The following is a 15,317-nucleotide window of genomic DNA, read 5'->3' as shown; positions in this document are numbered from 1 at the left end:
CAGTAGTATTCTTTATTTTTCTTGGGTTCTCTTATGTTCTCTTCCTAGTTCTACGTAATGTTCTCTTCCTAGTTCTACGTAATGTTCAGATGAAGATCTTATGGATTCAATTTCCTCTTCTGTCAACTCTCTTATAACTTTAGCTGGACTTCCCATACATAATACTCCACTTGGAATCTTCTTATTTTGAGTTACAAGACTTCCTGCTCCTATAATTGTATTCTCTCCAATTTCAGCTCCATTTAGTATTATAGATCCCATACCTACTAATACATTATTCCCTACATTGCATCCATGAATTATGCAGTTGTGACCTATAGTTACATTGTCTCCTATGGTAGTTGATATTCCAAAATCATTATGCACAGTAGAATTTTCTTGAATATTAGTATTTTTTCCTATGGTGGTAATATCCATGTCGCTTCTAATAGCTACACTGTACCATATGTTGGTATTTTCTCCTATAGTTACATCTCCTACTATCGTTGCGTTTTCTGCTATGAAACATGTATCATCTATAATTGGTGCTTTTCCCTTAACTGCTTTTATCATTTTTATCCCATCCTTTATAGCTTAAATTTATTCTATATAAGTTTGATTAAACCTTCTACATTAAATTTACTTACAATCCTAGATTACACTAAGAAATATTAATAAGTTTTGTTTATTAAAACTTATATATTAATTTAAACTTTTAAAATTTCTTTATTTATCTAGAAAATTATTAATCATAACTGAAAATTTTTTAATATACAGTAATAATACCATAATTTAAAAGTCTATTGTGTAATAATTTATTTTTTCCCACTTTTCATCAAATAATCATTTAATCGAGCATTTATTTTTTCCATATTTATTATGAAATCATAATAAATTTTATAACTCTGTCATAAAATTTTATTAGATAGTCAGTTGAAGTGGTTAGGGTGCTGAGATCTCCTTAATTTACGAGCAATCTTATACGCTAACAAGCACAATTCAATTGAAATTTCAATAGTTGTATGAAAAAATTTTTTATAATATAATACAACATATAGTGCCAAGGCACATTTCGGACACAATATATAGTATATAAAGTATTTAGGGGGGTGACTTGCTAATCATAACATTGTGATTAGCTTTTATAATGAAGAGTATTAATAATATAATAAAAAGATACTATACAAAAGAGTTAGAGATTAATAAAGATTTAACAGTATATGATTTATTTCAATGGAAAAAAGTCGATGTAATTTTAAAAGACTATAAAAAAGGTACAGTTCTTGTGGATATGAAGGACTTAGAATTTCCAATTCACTATTCACAAAATGCTTGTGATATAATTGCATCTAAATATTTTAAGAGAGCTCTAGTACCTAATGAAATCGGTTATGAGAATAGTCTTAGAATGGTAGCCCATAGATTAGTTAATTTTTGGTGTGAATCCCTAAAGGATGAATGTTTAATAACTACCGATGAAGAGTTTACAATACTATATGATGAATTAGTTTATTGCTTCTTAAATCAAATGTATGCACCAAACTCACCCCAATGGTTTAATACTGGATTAAAACTTTCTTATGATATTACTGGTGAACACCAAGGTCACTTCTACTATGATGAAAAATTTAAAAAAGTTGTAGAAAGTGTGGATAACTATACTAGAACTCAAGCTTCTGCTTGCTTCATTTTATCCATTGAGGATAGGCTTTTAGGACCTCACTCAATTTCTGAGCAATATGTAACTGAAACTAAATTATTTAAAGGTGGCTCAGGATGTGGAACTAACTATTCAACCCTTAGAGCAAAAGATGAGAAGCTTTCTTCTGGTGGAATATCTTCAGGAGTTATGAGTTTTTTAAAGGGCTTTGATAGAAATGCTGGAACTATAAAATCAGGCGGTACTACAAGACGTGCGGCTAAAATGGTCTGCCTTGATATAGATCATCCAGAAATTAAGGAATTTATAAACTGGAAGGCCAAGGAAGAAGACAAGGTACGTGCCCTAGGTAAGATGGGATATGATGATTCCTTCGAAGGTGAGGCTTATGAAACTGTTTCTGGCCAAAATGGTAATAACTCTATAAGATTTAGTGATGAATTTATGCAAAAGGTTGAAAATCTATCTGAAAACCCAGATGAAGTAATAACTTTAAGTGGAAGAATAGATAAAAATATTGATAAGGATATTCAAGTTAGTGAATTATGGGATGATTTTAACTTAGCTGCATGGCAATGTGCTGATCCAGCTCCACAATTTGATGATACATTTAATGCTTGGCATACATGTCCTGGTGGTGAAGATGGCGACTTCGGTGCAAAGCATAATAGGTTAAATTCTACTAACCCATGTGGTGAATATGCATTCCTAGATGATACATCTTGTAATTTAGCTTCAATTAACATATATAAGTTCTATGATAAAGAACGTAAAGTATTTGATTTAGATGGATATATTCATATGGTATCTTTGCTACAACTTATGCTTGAATCATCTGTTCACTGGGGTCAATTCCCAACAGAAGATATTGCAAGAAAAACATATATGTTTAGAACAACTGGTCTTGGAATTGCAAACCTAGCATCTCTTCTTATGGTAATGGGCTATGCTTATGATTCAGAGGAAGCTAGACAATTAACTGCTTCTCTTATAGGAGTACTTACTGGCGCCTCTTATGTTACTTCTGCTCTTATGGCTGAAAAAGTAGGACCATTTGAAAAATATGAGATTAATAAAGATGCTATGCTTAGAGTGATAAGAAATCATGGAAGAGTTGCAGGTGCCATAGATGGTGAATACGAAGACTTACATTATAGACCTGTTGAAATTAACCATGAAATTCTTAAATCAGAAGGTGCTACTGAATTATCTGAGCTTTTAAAAGAACTTTGGCAAGAGGCTATTGAATATGGTGAAAAATTTGGATATAGAAATGCTCAAGTATCTGTAATAGCTCCAACTGGAACAATTTCCTTTGCTATGGACTGTGGTGCTACTTCTATTGAGCCATATTTCTCACACTTTGTGTATAAGAAATTATCTGGTGGTGGATTTATGACCATAGTAAATCCAATTATAGAAGATGCTCTCGAAAACCTTGAATATTCACAAGATGAAATTAAAGATATAGTAGATTATATTCTTAGAAAAGAAATTGTTAATGAAAATGGATATGAATACGAAAAAATTATAGATGGTAAAATTGAAGGAGCTCCTCATCTTAAAGAAGAACATCTTCACATTTTTGATACAGCAAATAAATGTGGAACTGGTGAGAGATATATTAAGCCTATGGGTCACGTTTTGATGATGGCTGCTATTACTCCTCTTATATCTGGTTCAGTTTCTAAGACAGTTAACCTGCCTAAGACTGCTACTGTAGATGACTTCAAAAATGTTGTCCTTGATTCTTGGAAGCTCGGAGTAAAAGGAATATCCCTTTATAGAGACGGATGTAAAGCTAGTCAACCTTTAAATACAGTTCTAGAAGAGGAAAATGATGCAGATTTAGAAAAACTGACTTACCAAGAACTTTTAGCTAAAGCTAAGGAATTACAAAAGCAATCTCATTACTCTACTGTATCTACTCGTGAGAAACCTATTGGTATTAGAGTTGGAACTACTCATCCTGCTCAGATAGATGATGTGAAAATATATACTACAGTTAATAGAAGGGCAAATGGAGAGATTTCTGAAATTTATATAACTACTGACAGAGAAGGAACTATAATAACTGGACTTTTAAATTCTCTTTCTAAATCAATTTCTGTTATGTTACAATATCATGTTCCTGCAGCAGATATTGCTAAAATGCTTAGAGGTCAAAAGTATGAGCCATATGGCTTTGTACAAAAGCATCCTTATATTAAACATGTTAGCTCTATCTCTGACTTAATCAGTAAAGTTATAGATATTGAACTTGGTGATTATTCTCGTTGCCAAATTAAACCTAACCCTGAAGATGTGGTAAAGGCTTCAAATCATCACCATGAAGTTTCAACCACTTCTATTGAACCTGACAAAGTAGAAACTCAAGGCGAGCGTATTTACTCTGAGGTTTGCTCAAACTGTTCAAGCACAAATCTAGTTAAAAACGGTACATGTAAAGTTTGCCAAGACTGCGGCACAACCACTGGATGTAGCTAAGATTATATAAGATAAACAGAAGCCAGGTAATATTACCTGGCTTTTTATATTATCTCATTATTTAAAGTTACTATATAATTGTATTTTAAAAATATATCTTCAACTTAATTGAAATCTAATTTTAATACAATCTATTACTGTATACCTATTTATTCGATTGAAGTAATGAGTTTACTTGCTCTGTCCAATACCCAACATATTCTCCCATTGCCCACTCTGACATAATTATCTCTTCATCATCATTCAAGGAAATTGTCAGCTCTGGTGAGTCACTCATCTTTCCATCCACTATTTTATATGCATATAAACTTGATTTTGTTTTTATAATAGCCATATTCTTATTAGGAGATGATATAGCATCTACCGCCGACGGCACTTGATTTTTTATTCCTTGCCATGACGTAAATAGTCTATCATACCTAGTCACATTTTTTGACACCTTTAAAGGTATATCTATGCTATTTTTACCCCTTTCATCATCCTTATTACTATTCATAGTATAAAGTCCCCATCTACCTTGATTCCTCTTAATACAAACATTAATAAATGCATTTATATCTTCTATATGAAGCCCTTGTGATTCATTATTAAATTTGGTTATATTTTTCTGTTCACTAATATTTCCTAGGGATACAGCTCCTTTTCCTTCTATATTCATAGTATCAATTAAATAGGTTCCTAAGTTTTCTAACTTATGTCCCTCACCTTCTTCTTTAGCTCTAATACTTATATAATCATTTCCTATGAAGGTTATTTCCTTTGATATATTTGTATTTGATTCCTTATCTCTTTTTATAGTAGATTGCTTTTCAGAAGGGCTGGAATTTAAAAATATAAATTCTATATTATCTTTATAGTTCATTCCATTATTGATTCTATTAACTAGAACCTTAAAAAATCCATTTGTGCGTGGCAGAAGTAGAAATGGCACCTCTTGACTAGATATTTTTTCTCCATCATAAGCTATCCAAAGAGTTTTATAACTGAAGCCTTCATCTGTTTTATCTTTAAGTCCTATTAATACTCCACTACTAATTTTTTCGTCACTTACTACTTCTTCCCTGTCTACTTCCTGCTTAATATTACTCATAGGATTATCATCTATCTTCTCAAGATAGAGTAGAACATCATCTTGCATTATTAATATTCCTCCATCTATAACCATAACTTCCTTTAAATATATATTCTCAGAAGATATAGTAACTACCACTATATCTTTGCTATCCTTTAAATAGTCAGGTATAAATCCTACAGCATTATATATGTATTCTTTGCCATCTACTACCTTTGCTTTATAGGTTATTTTCTTATATACTTTATCAAACATAAATACTTCTTCATTACTGAAACTAACTATATTGCCTAATAAATTACAATTCTCTACTTCCTCCTCTGTAACTCCTAAATAATTTTGAACCTTCCATTGTCCATTTAGAATAGGATCACTATTAGGTTTCATTACTTCTATATTAAATTTATCACATCCCGTAAGAATAAGTACTAGCACAAAAGTTATCATTATGCTTAATAATCTTTTCATTTCATTTCTCCTTTAGGTAACATTATAATAACCTCTGTCCCCTTTTGTAATCCACTCTTTATTTCTAGAATTCCCCCATGCTGAGTTATAATCTCATCACATATGGAAAGTCCTATACCATTACTTGCATTTATATTTCTTCCCTTATAAAACTTTTCTTTTACATGAGGTAAATCTTCTTTTGAAATTCCATAACCATGATCTTTAATTGATATAGTTAAATATTTATTATCTTCCATTATACTAATTACTATTTTCGAGTCATTAGGTGAAAATTTTATAGCATTATCTAAAATATTTATTAAGACTTGCTTCATCCTATTTTTATCGACTTCTATAGGTTTAACTTCTTCTGATTTAAACTCTACATCTATTCCTCTAGATAATAATTTAGGCTCTAATTGTCTTAATATATATTGAATGAATTTATCTACATTTACCATTTCTTTTCTTAAGGTAATCTTTCCTGAAATTAATTTTGAGAAATCCAGTAGTTCCTCTACTAAATAAGTTAATCTCTCAACTTCCGATTCTATAATTTTAAGTCCTTCTCTTATCTCTTCTTTGTCTTCTAAGTCTGATGACTCTAGCACAATTGCCCATCCCTTAATTGAGGTTAAAGGAGTTCTAAGCTCATGAGATACAGATGATATAAATTCATTTTTTAACCTCTCATTTTTTAATATTTCCTCGCACATATAATTTAAGGTATCAGCTAAATTACCTATCTCATCCTTAGAGTATTTAGGTATACTCTCATTAAAGTTACCCTTAGCCATTTTTTCAGCTCCTATACAAACTAATTTTAAAGGTTTCATTACACTATTAGAAATAAATAGGCTTATGGTGGAAGAAATGAGAATGACTAATAATCCTAATAAAATTGTTATAAATAATATATACTGTATACTTTTGTCTATACCTTGAGTTGAAGCACTAAATCTCAATACTCCATCTACATCTGTATCGTAAAAAAGCGGATATGCCATACTTATAATTTTCTCATTGCTATTTGCATTTTGATATGTTGTGGCTTCCCCCTGTGTATTACCACCAAATGCTGCCTTAACCTCTTTAGTTAATATTTTTTCCTTAGATATATATCCCGAAGAATCCATAATAATATTGCCGTCTAAGTCTATTATTTGAACTCTACAGTCCGTATTACTCCAAAAGGTATCATTATCATTAAAGATATTTTCTTTTACAGTATTTGAAGATAAATATGTATTATAAAAATCTGATGATATCTTAATTTGTCCATATATAGTATCCTTAAGATTACTATAGTAATATCCTTTTACAGCTATGTAAATCATGATTTGAACTATTAAAACAGTTATAACTATAACAATTATATTGCTACTAGATATCTTAGTTTTTATGGATTTCACTTAGTCTTCCCTCCACTTATATCCTGTTCCCCATACAGTTTCAATATATTTAGGTTTAGATGAATTACCTTCAATCTTACTTCTAATACGTCTTATATTTACATCAATAATTTTATTTTCTCCTATATAATTATATCCCCATACCATATCTAGAAGTTCATCTCTACTAAATGCTTTGTTAGGATTCTCTATGAATATCTTCATAAGCATGTATTCCTTAGGTGTTAATTCTATCTCTTCTCCATTTTTGTATAGTACCTTACTATCTAAATCTATTTTAAAAGCTCCAGATATAATTTTCTTGCTCCTAAGGCTATTTCCTAGTTCCATTCTTCTAAGTAATGATTTGATAATAGCTATAAGCTCTAGAGGATTAAATGGTTTTATAATATAATGGTCGGCTCCAAATTCTAATCCCATAATTTTATCCCCATCTTGTGCCCTTGCTGTCAGCATTATAATTCCCAGCTGTGGATAATTTTTCTTTAAAATTTCGCATACCTTATATCCATCAATACCAGGAAGCATTATATCAAGCATTACAATATCAGGGCTCTCCTTTGCTACCTCTTCAATACCAAGCTCACCTGTTTCTGCTTCTACTACATTAAACCCTTCTCTCTTAAGACTTATCTTCACAAACTTTCTTATATGTTCTTCATCTTCAATTAATAATATCTTATTCATTCCATCCACCTCCAATGTACAAAAGCACCAATAGTAAAATAATTTATTATTGGTGCTCCCTCTTATTATTAACTATTTATTCTCTCACTTGATAAAATAAGTTATTTTATCATATATTAAAGTTTTATTTAAAATTATTTTTCCTTGTCATCACTTTCCTCATACTCTTCCACATCTACAATAGTAGAATCACTGTAGTCTATATAAGAATCTGAATCTGAATTTATATTTTCAGTAGTTCTATCTTGATGTCTTTCATTTTCGTAGGAAGAATAAAATTCATTTGTCCCTTTTTTAATCTTATATTTAAAATACATTATGCTAAGGGTTATTATAATTACAATCCCTATAATAAGCCATAGAATTCCTTTAAATACAATTCCTAAAACTCCAAAAATAAATGGAGAAAATATAAATAAAGCTATACATAAAACTATAATCTTTATTAATGTTTTCATTTCAACACTATTCATAAATATTAATTCCCTTCTATATGTATAAATTTAATAATACTATAATGTCCAAATAGAACATTTATTATATATTTTAAATGTTAGGTTTAAAAGCCACCATTTACATTTAATATTTCACCTGTGATATAGCTACTATCTTTACTAGCTAAAAATACAGCAGTTCTTCCCACTTCCGATATGCTTCCAAATCTCCCCATAGGTATTTCTTCAGTTAACTCTATTTTTTCTTTTTCCTGCATCCACATATTCATCTTAGTTTCTATAACTCCTGGAGCTATGGCATTTACTCTTATATTACTTAAAGCTAATTCCTTAGCTAAGGCCTTTGTAAAAGAGTTTATGGCTCCCTTTGATGCAGAATATAAAACTTCACAAGCAGCTCCTTCTCCTCCCCAAACTGATGATATATTAATTATACTCCCTTCTTTTCTAGAAATCATATGTTTAACTACAGAATTGGTAGTATTAAATACCGACTTAAAGTTTATAGATATAATTTTATCAAAATCTTCTTCTGTCTCATCCATAAATAATCCAATTTTAGAAATAGCTGCATTATTTACCAATACATCTACCTTCCCTAATTTTTCCACGGCGTACTCTATTAATTCCCTAGAAAGTCTATAGTTACTTACATCTCCTTTAAATAAAGTACAATAGTTCCCCATAGATCTAATTTCCTTTAAAGTTTCTTGAGCGCTTTCATCATCACTAAAATAGTTAAGTACTAATGATGCTCCTTCCTTAGCAAATTCCAAGGCTATTCCTTTACCAATTCCTCTTGTTCCACCTGTAATTACTATACCCTTACCTGTTAGTTTCATTTCTATACCTCGTAAAACTTCTTCAATTTCTATTGTAGTTATTTTAACATTTGTCTCTTTATAACACTAGTAAATTATCTATAAAGTTTACAAGTATTAAATAAATGTTAATATATTTTCTATTAATATACATTTAACTAGTTATTAGTCATGAAAAGTATTTATTTATTGATTACTTTATCATATTTAGATACAAATCCTCTTTATTATTATATCATAATGTGTTATGATATTCATGATTTAATAGTAAAGGGGGTCTTTTTGATGGCTTATAAAATAGTAGATACTTGTATCTCTTGTGGTGCTTGCGAAGCTGAATGTCCAGTGAGCTGCATAAGTGCAGGAGATGGATTATATCTTATCGATGCTGATTCTTGTATCGAATGTGGTGCTTGTGCTAGCGTTTGCCCAGTTGGTGCTCCAGTTCAAGACTAATTCAAATAAAAAACAGATGTACAAGATGTACATCTGTTTTTTATTTTTGTCTAATATTTTAATTTTAGTTTACTTGTAGAGTCAGTATCACTAATAAATATTAAATCATCGAAGGCATCTATTGGTTTTAATTTTATATAATAATCTTCTTCATATCTATTATAATAAATATTATTATTCATTAGCTTTGAAGATTAAAACCATCTTATCATTTCCATTTTTTTCATATCTATTAGTTCTAAAGACTCTTCAGCCGACCATGAATGCCCCTTATTTACCTTTGTCTGTCTAACTATATTTTCATCGCTACCTTCTCCATGTAAAATATAGTTATTACATGCTGCTATTCTTCTAAAATCCACATCCATAGCAAAGATTATATACCCATCATTTCCTCTGCTAAAAACTCCAATATCCACTGTTTCATTTGGAAGAATCCTTTTGTTTTATAGGCTAGTTTCCCCACCTATGCCTATAATTTGTTTATCCTGTAATATATCTTTTAACCCCTTTAAATCTTCAAGTCTATTGCCAACCTCTACAGTACTTAAAGGCACTAGACTATCCTTTATAATTTTAGCTTCTTCATTAGGATTCGTTCCCCAACTAACTAGTCCTAAACCTACCCCTACCAAAATTAATATATTTGAAATAATTAATAAGTTTTTGCTACTATCCATCTTTCTCATATATATCTGTCTAAATATTCATATTTACTATATATGTAAAAATGTATTCTTTTATTTCTCTATACTGATATATTCTTGAGGATAATCCTTCACACCTTTTATTAATTCTTCTCCTCCTCATAATACCCCCAATCATAAATTTCTTAACTTAATATATATTAAATTTCAGTTACATATATAATATAACAAATTTTAGAATTTTTCAATATTTCCTCCAAAATTTTATATTTCCCATTGATAAAAATTATTTCTTATATAAGTTAAATATACTAATTAAACTTAAATATTATTAGAATTCTATTTGCTAAAAATACTTTGAAGTACAAATATACAAAATAAATTTTACTTAAAATTAGAATACAATATAAAAGATCCGTAAATCTCTTAATTGAAACTTGCTGATCTTATAATTAATCCAATATATTACCAAAGCCTTCACCCAGAACTTCATGAACATTGTTAGTTATAATAAAAGCACGTGGATCTACTTCTTTTATAAAATTTTTAAGTTTAATAAACTCTCTCTTGCCTAGCACAGTTACTAAAACATCACTTTTTTTTAAGTTATATGCTCCTACAGCACGATAAATAGTAGCACTTCTATCTAGCTCTTCAATAATAAATTTTCTTATTTCTTCAGTCTCGCAACTCATTATCTCTATTCTTTTAGTTATGTTAAACCCATCTATTACGAAATCTACCATAGAACCATTAATTATAACTCCAAGAAGAGCATACATTCCTGTAGTAGCTCCAAAGGTCATAACAGCAAGCATTGTTACAATAAGATCTATGATTAAAAGTCCTTTTCCAATTTCTAAATGAGCATATTTATTTAATATCTTTGCAGGTATATCAGTACCTCCTGTAGATGCATTCTTATTAAATACCATAGCCATACCTATAGCTCCAATTAATATACCAAAAACTAAATTTATAAGTATATCTTGTGAGATAGGCTCACTAACAGGTACTATTTTTTCTAGAATAGATATTATTATTGAAAGCATAAGACTAGCATATATAGTTTTTGTTCCAAAAGCCTTTCCTATAAATATAAAACCTATAGCGAAGAAAAATACGTTTCCTACAAGCATTATGATACCTATACTAAGAGTAGGCACATAATGATTTATTACCATGGCAAGTCCTGTAAGGCCTCCAGCTGCTAAATTGTGTGGAACTAGAAAAAAATGAATCCCTATAGCAATCAAAACTAATCCAAAAGTTATTATAATGTAATCCTTAATTTCTTTTTTCAAACCCATCTCCTCCTTGATTTATTTTACAGATTATTATGAAAACATTTTATGTTTTCAATTTAATGTTAATTCCCTCTATTTCATCATATCGCAATCAATGAATTATTACAACATCTCTCTTTTTCTTATATATGTTCCGCCGTTTAATTACTTATATACATAAAAAACTACTACTATGAAAATTAACTGAACTTAATCATTATATTCCATAGTAGTAGCTTATTTAAAATATTTATTTGTAATATTCTTTATCTATTTGTAATGAAATGTAGCACATTCTGTTTCTATAGGTTTGCCTGCATGATCTCCAGAAATACGAACTTCTGAAGCATCACATTTATAATCTTCATTATAAACACAATTAGTGGCTTCACAAGCAATTTCCATATGAGGATTAGGTGTTTGATTGCTGTTTGATATTGTTCCTGTCTTTTCTGCAAAGCTATCGCAACAAGTAGATGATTTATGAGTAGCTTCTTTTCCACCTACTTGAATAGAATTAATACAGCAATAATAGTTATTATTATATGCACAACTACGTGCATCACATTTTAATTTAGTCATATAAATGCCTCCTAAAGTTTATTTCTCCGTTATTGTTTGAATATAGATAGAAATTTATTCTTATCCTGTTTTTAAAATTACTTTTCATTAAAATTCTTCCAGAGAGAAATAAAACTTCAAGGCGACTTTTAATCATCGTTTTATATTCTTGCTTTTTTCCCTTTTCCGTAAGACCCTCCTTGAATTCATATATTTATTTTAAATCTTATAGGCTTAATATCTATTGCTTAAAGTTTACAAATCTAATACTTAAATATTACGATTTTAAAAAACTAAAATGAACCTTAAGGGTAATAGTTTCTCAATTGGAAAATGCTGTAGCTTTACCTGAACCTAAAAATGTAGTTAACACATCTAAATTTATTTTTTTCTTCATGATTTTTCCTCCTATAGATTATCGACCTAAAGGTTTATGTTTAGATTTTTTATCTCTAGAGTTTAAAAAACTTTTTAATTCCATAAGCCTTTCTGAGTTTAATCTATATTTCATCCATGAACCATCTTTATTCCCAACAACCAATCCACTATCCGTTAAAATCCTCATGTGATAAGATAATGTAGGCTGTGTAATATTAAAATTCTCAAGAATTTTACATGCACATAACTCCTCTGACTCCGTAAGCATATTAATAATTTTTAGTCTAGTCTCATCAGCTAATGCTTTAAACATTTGTACATATTCTACATAATCGTATTTCATAAAATTCTATCTCCTAATCTTTTTATTTATGGATACGTATATAATATCCATCATTATATTGTCAATATAGATGTTCCTCTATATAATTTTTGTATTTTAATTTAATTAGTATAGTTTTTAAAAATATGATATATAATTGCACTATATAAAAATAGCTATCTCAACATGAGTTTTTAGTCATTTTGAGATAGCTACCTCTTTAGATCATTATATTTCTAAAATTTATTTTACTTTAAACTTTAATACAGATTTCTCTAAGTTTGCAGTACTGGATTTTATTCTTATAGTGTTTTCTAATAAATTATCAGACTTCTCTTTTATATTAGTTGATTCTTTCGATATTGAAAGTACCCCTGAAGCACATTCTGATGTAGCCTCAGCTATATTTCCAACAACATCTAACATTGTCTCAATGGATGAAGTAACCTCTTGTGCAACACTACTTAAATCTGCAGTAATATCACTTATTTTATCTGAATCTTTATTGTATTGATCACTAGTATTTAGTAGCATTTCATACTCTTTAATTATATTAGTATCTATAAATAAGAGAGCTGATTTTGAACTATCTACTAAATTATCTACTGCTCCTATAACTTCATCTGTTATTGCAGTTATTTGATTAGCTGTTTTACCAGATTTTTCTGCTAGTTTTCTAATTTCATCGGCAACTACAGCAAATCCTTTTCCAACTTCCCCAGCTCTTGCAGCTTCTATACTTGCATTTAACGCTAATAAATTTGTTTGAGATGTTATTTCAAGGATTTCATCAGTTAAAGTACTTATCTTAGTCACTGATTGTGACTTAACTATAGCCTCTTGTAATTTATAATCTATATCCTTTTTAACGTTATAAGTTAATTCTTTAGTACCTAAGGCTTCATTTCTAAGTGTTTCGGCTCTACTGGTAACTTCAGAAGCTAAAGTTGCACTCTCTTCAGCCTTTCTACTTACAGCCTGAATTGCAGTACTTATCTCCGAGAAGTTAGCATTTAACTCTTCGGCTGAAGCTGCAGTATCATCCATAGCATTAGTTAATTGTTGAGTAGTTGAATTTATTCCATCTAATGAATCCACTAGAATTTCTAATTCAGTGCTTGCACCTTTTATTTCTTCAGTCATATTATTTGATTCTTTATTTACAGATAATAAAATATTCTTTATTGAATTTCTCATTGCTAATATTGCCTTAGCAATTTCTCCTATCTCATCATTTTTATCAATTAAATCTTTGTCTATATCCTTAGAAAAATCACCAGTTGCTAATAAATTTATGTACTTTTCTATTTTCTTTAATGGTTTAAGTATACTTAAACGAAGTAATGTAACTAATACTATTATAAGAGTTATCACACCAACATATTGCAACATACTTGCATAACTTTTATTATCACTAACTTCCTTATTTAAATCTTTCATATAGAAATCACAAGATATTACTGCTATTTGTTTTCCTTGACTGTCGTTTATTGGAGCGTAACAAGATACAAATGGCCCCTGTGTCTCCTCGCCCTCATTATAAAAATATCCAGCCTTTCCAGAATATCTAGCTACTATATCCTCAGGATTTTCTGTAAAGTTGCCTTCTGAAATTTTCTTTCCTAAAGGTAAAAAACCCTCTTCATTTTTTTCGTTACCATCTACTATATACATTGGGTTTCCTTCAGAATCCTTAGTTTCAGTAAATAAATAGCTCAAATTATTTGCTTCTCTTATAGCTGCTAGATAAGAACGAAGCTCTTCATAATATTCAAGAGAATCATCTTGTTTTTTAATTATTTCTTCAAATTTATTTATATCTATTCCACTGATTGTTGTATTTAGTATACCTTGTCCATATATAACATACTTGTCTACTGCCATGTCTATTAAAAACCCTGAAACTGCGACTATCATTGTAGTTGTAGTTATAATGGATACTAAAAGTAGAGTTACTATTATCTTTGTTTGTAACTTCAGTTTCCATTTAACTTTTAATTTCTTCATATAATATTCTCTCCTTTATATTATTTTAATTTATTACTTTACCTTTTCCTCATAATGAATTTAAGTTTCATTCAAAATGTAACTATTCATAATTATATTTTCGACTTATTTTGCAATTTCATAAGAGGACTTTTGTATATTTATTAAAATTCTTTAATATAATGAAATATAATCCTTTAATCATGTAATTAACTAAATTTAAAGAGTTACTCAATCGTTAGTTATATTAGCTAAACTAGTCTCTCAAAGAATAGCCTTATCCCTAAAAAATATATGTTTATCTATCGAACTAACATATCAATTACAAAAAAATCAAGATTGAAAATGAATTAGGTAAATTTCTTAATATAGCCATATACGTATATGCAATTATAAATACTGATGATTATATTAAGATTAATTATTTTTATAATAAAATCATTAACTTTGTAAAAGCATCATGAACCCAAGCTACATTGCCTTGATTCTGATGCTTTCTAGTTTATATATTATAAATTCCTCAATAGTTAAATCCCTTTACTCCTTCTAAGCATAGGAACTTTTTAAAATTTTATATGTCTAAAAAGTTCCATATTAAAAAAGTTATATATAGAAATATATAACTTTTTTAATTGCTTAGTGGTTGTTAATGTCTTAT

At 29.2% G+C, this 15,317-nt stretch carries 14 protein-coding genes; 2 read left to right on the top strand and 12 right to left on the bottom strand.

Annotated features, from left to right (window positions below):
- Window positions 1-12: 12 nt before the first annotated feature.
- Complete coding sequence (locus B3W71_RS12980; protein WP_346889356.1) at window positions 13-552, bottom strand: gamma carbonic anhydrase family protein; 540 nt, start codon at window positions 550-552, stop codon at window positions 13-15.
- 574 nt (window positions 553-1,126) lie between these two features.
- On the opposite strand from B3W71_RS12980, the gene B3W71_RS12975 reads away from it, so the two are divergent.
- Window positions 1,127-4,126, top strand: coding sequence for a vitamin B12-dependent ribonucleotide reductase (locus tag B3W71_RS12975; RefSeq protein ID WP_346889355.1), 3,000 nt, complete (start codon window positions 1,127-1,129; stop codon window positions 4,124-4,126).
- Between the two features lie 145 nt (window positions 4,127-4,271).
- Here the strand turns inward: B3W71_RS12975 and B3W71_RS12970 are convergent, their stop codons facing one another.
- The 5 genes from B3W71_RS12970 to ymfI form a co-directional block, all read right to left on the bottom strand.
- Window positions 4,272-5,666, bottom strand: a complete 1,395-nt coding sequence (locus B3W71_RS12970) for a hypothetical protein (RefSeq protein WP_346889354.1) — start codon at window positions 5,664-5,666, stop codon at window positions 4,272-4,274.
- Window positions 5,663-7,060 carry a HAMP domain-containing sensor histidine kinase gene (locus B3W71_RS12965; protein WP_346889353.1) on the bottom strand — a complete coding sequence of 466 codons (1,398 nt, stop codon included), beginning with the start codon at window positions 7,058-7,060 and terminating at the stop codon, window positions 5,663-5,665. Before B3W71_RS12965 ends, B3W71_RS12970 begins: the two co-directional genes overlap by 4 nt.
- Complete coding sequence (locus B3W71_RS12960) at window positions 7,061-7,747, bottom strand: response regulator transcription factor (RefSeq protein WP_346889352.1); 687 nt, start codon at window positions 7,745-7,747, stop codon at window positions 7,061-7,063.
- Between the two features lie 134 nt (window positions 7,748-7,881).
- Window positions 7,882-8,220 (bottom strand): hypothetical protein, encoded by a 339-nt coding sequence (locus B3W71_RS12955; protein ID WP_346889351.1) that lies wholly within the window; start codon window positions 8,218-8,220, stop codon window positions 7,882-7,884.
- 86 nt (window positions 8,221-8,306) lie between these two features.
- The gene (ymfI, locus tag B3W71_RS12950) at window positions 8,307-9,044 is read right to left on the bottom strand and encodes an elongation factor P 5-aminopentanone reductase (protein ID WP_346889350.1); all 738 of its coding nucleotides are present in this window, start codon (window positions 9,042-9,044) and stop codon (window positions 8,307-8,309) included.
- Between the two features lie 264 nt (window positions 9,045-9,308).
- Here ymfI and B3W71_RS12945 point away from each other — a divergent pair, with 264 nt between their 5' ends.
- Window positions 9,309-9,479, top strand: a complete 171-nt coding sequence (locus tag B3W71_RS12945) for a DUF362 domain-containing protein (protein WP_346889349.1) — start codon at window positions 9,309-9,311, stop codon at window positions 9,477-9,479.
- A gap of 194 nt (window positions 9,480-9,673) precedes the next feature.
- Here B3W71_RS12945 and B3W71_RS12940 read toward each other — a convergent pair whose 3' ends face one another.
- The 6 genes from B3W71_RS12940 to B3W71_RS12915 all read right to left on the bottom strand — a co-directional run bounded on the left by B3W71_RS12940 (window position 9,674) and on the right by B3W71_RS12915 (window position 14,680).
- Window positions 9,674-9,898, bottom strand: coding sequence for a hypothetical protein (locus B3W71_RS12940; RefSeq protein WP_346889348.1), 225 nt, complete (start codon window positions 9,896-9,898; stop codon window positions 9,674-9,676).
- A gap of 27 nt (window positions 9,899-9,925) precedes the next feature.
- The gene (locus tag B3W71_RS12935) at window positions 9,926-10,168 is read right to left on the bottom strand and encodes a hypothetical protein (RefSeq protein WP_346889347.1); all 243 of its coding nucleotides are present in this window, start codon (window positions 10,166-10,168) and stop codon (window positions 9,926-9,928) included.
- A gap of 410 nt (window positions 10,169-10,578) precedes the next feature.
- Window positions 10,579-11,436 (bottom strand): YitT family protein, encoded by an 858-nt coding sequence (locus B3W71_RS12930; RefSeq protein WP_346889346.1) that lies wholly within the window; start codon window positions 11,434-11,436, stop codon window positions 10,579-10,581.
- Window positions 11,437-11,682: 246 nt separating this feature from the next.
- Window positions 11,683-11,994 carry a DUF1540 domain-containing protein gene (locus tag B3W71_RS12925; protein ID WP_346889345.1) on the bottom strand — a complete coding sequence of 104 codons (312 nt, stop codon included), beginning with the start codon at window positions 11,992-11,994 and terminating at the stop codon, window positions 11,683-11,685.
- A gap of 394 nt (window positions 11,995-12,388) precedes the next feature.
- On the bottom strand, window positions 12,389-12,694 hold the full coding sequence (locus tag B3W71_RS12920) for a metalloregulator ArsR/SmtB family transcription factor (RefSeq protein ID WP_346889344.1): 306 nt from the start codon (window positions 12,692-12,694) through the stop codon (window positions 12,389-12,391).
- A 222-nt stretch (window positions 12,695-12,916) separates the two neighbouring features.
- The gene (locus tag B3W71_RS12915; protein WP_346889343.1) at window positions 12,917-14,680 is read right to left on the bottom strand and encodes a methyl-accepting chemotaxis protein; all 1,764 of its coding nucleotides are present in this window, start codon (window positions 14,678-14,680) and stop codon (window positions 12,917-12,919) included.
- Window positions 14,681-15,317: the final 637 nt, after the last annotated feature.

It is taken from the genome of Clostridium sp. UBA1056 (assembly GCA_002316385.1).
Lineage (GTDB): Bacteria > Bacillota > Clostridia > Clostridiales > Clostridiaceae > Clostridium_J.
Note: the sequence above shows the minus strand (reverse complement) of the source record. Positions and strands in the feature narration are given on the sequence as shown.

Coding starts and splice junctions, on each gene's coding strand:
- B3W71_RS12945 (WP_346889349.1), top strand. CDS start 9,309: ATGGCTTATAAAATAGTAGATACTTGTATCTCTTGTGGTGCTTGCGAA.
- ymfI (WP_346889350.1), bottom strand. CDS start 9,044: ATGAAACTAACAGGTAAGGGTATAGTAATTACAGGTGGAACAAGAGGA.
- B3W71_RS12970 (WP_346889354.1), bottom strand. CDS start 5,666: ATGAAAAGATTATTAAGCATAATGATAACTTTTGTGCTAGTACTTATT.
- B3W71_RS12935 (WP_346889347.1), bottom strand. CDS start 10,168: ATGAGAAAGATGGATAGTAGCAAAAACTTATTAATTATTTCAAATATA.
- B3W71_RS12920 (WP_346889344.1), bottom strand. CDS start 12,694: ATGAAATACGATTATGTAGAATATGTACAAATGTTTAAAGCATTAGCT.
- B3W71_RS12915 (WP_346889343.1), bottom strand. CDS start 14,680: ATGAAGAAATTAAAAGTTAAATGGAAACTGAAGTTACAAACAAAGATA.
- B3W71_RS12930 (WP_346889346.1), bottom strand. CDS start 11,436: ATGGGTTTGAAAAAAGAAATTAAGGATTACATTATAATAACTTTTGGA.
- B3W71_RS12925 (WP_346889345.1), bottom strand. CDS start 11,994: ATGACTAAATTAAAATGTGATGCACGTAGTTGTGCATATAATAATAAC.
- B3W71_RS12980 (WP_346889356.1), bottom strand. CDS start 552: ATGATAAAAGCAGTTAAGGGAAAAGCACCAATTATAGATGATACATGT.
- B3W71_RS12975 (WP_346889355.1), top strand. CDS start 1,127: ATGAAGAGTATTAATAATATAATAAAAAGATACTATACAAAAGAGTTA.
- B3W71_RS12955 (WP_346889351.1), bottom strand. CDS start 8,220: ATGAATAGTGTTGAAATGAAAACATTAATAAAGATTATAGTTTTATGT.
- B3W71_RS12960 (WP_346889352.1), bottom strand. CDS start 7,747: ATGAATAAGATATTATTAATTGAAGATGAAGAACATATAAGAAAGTTT.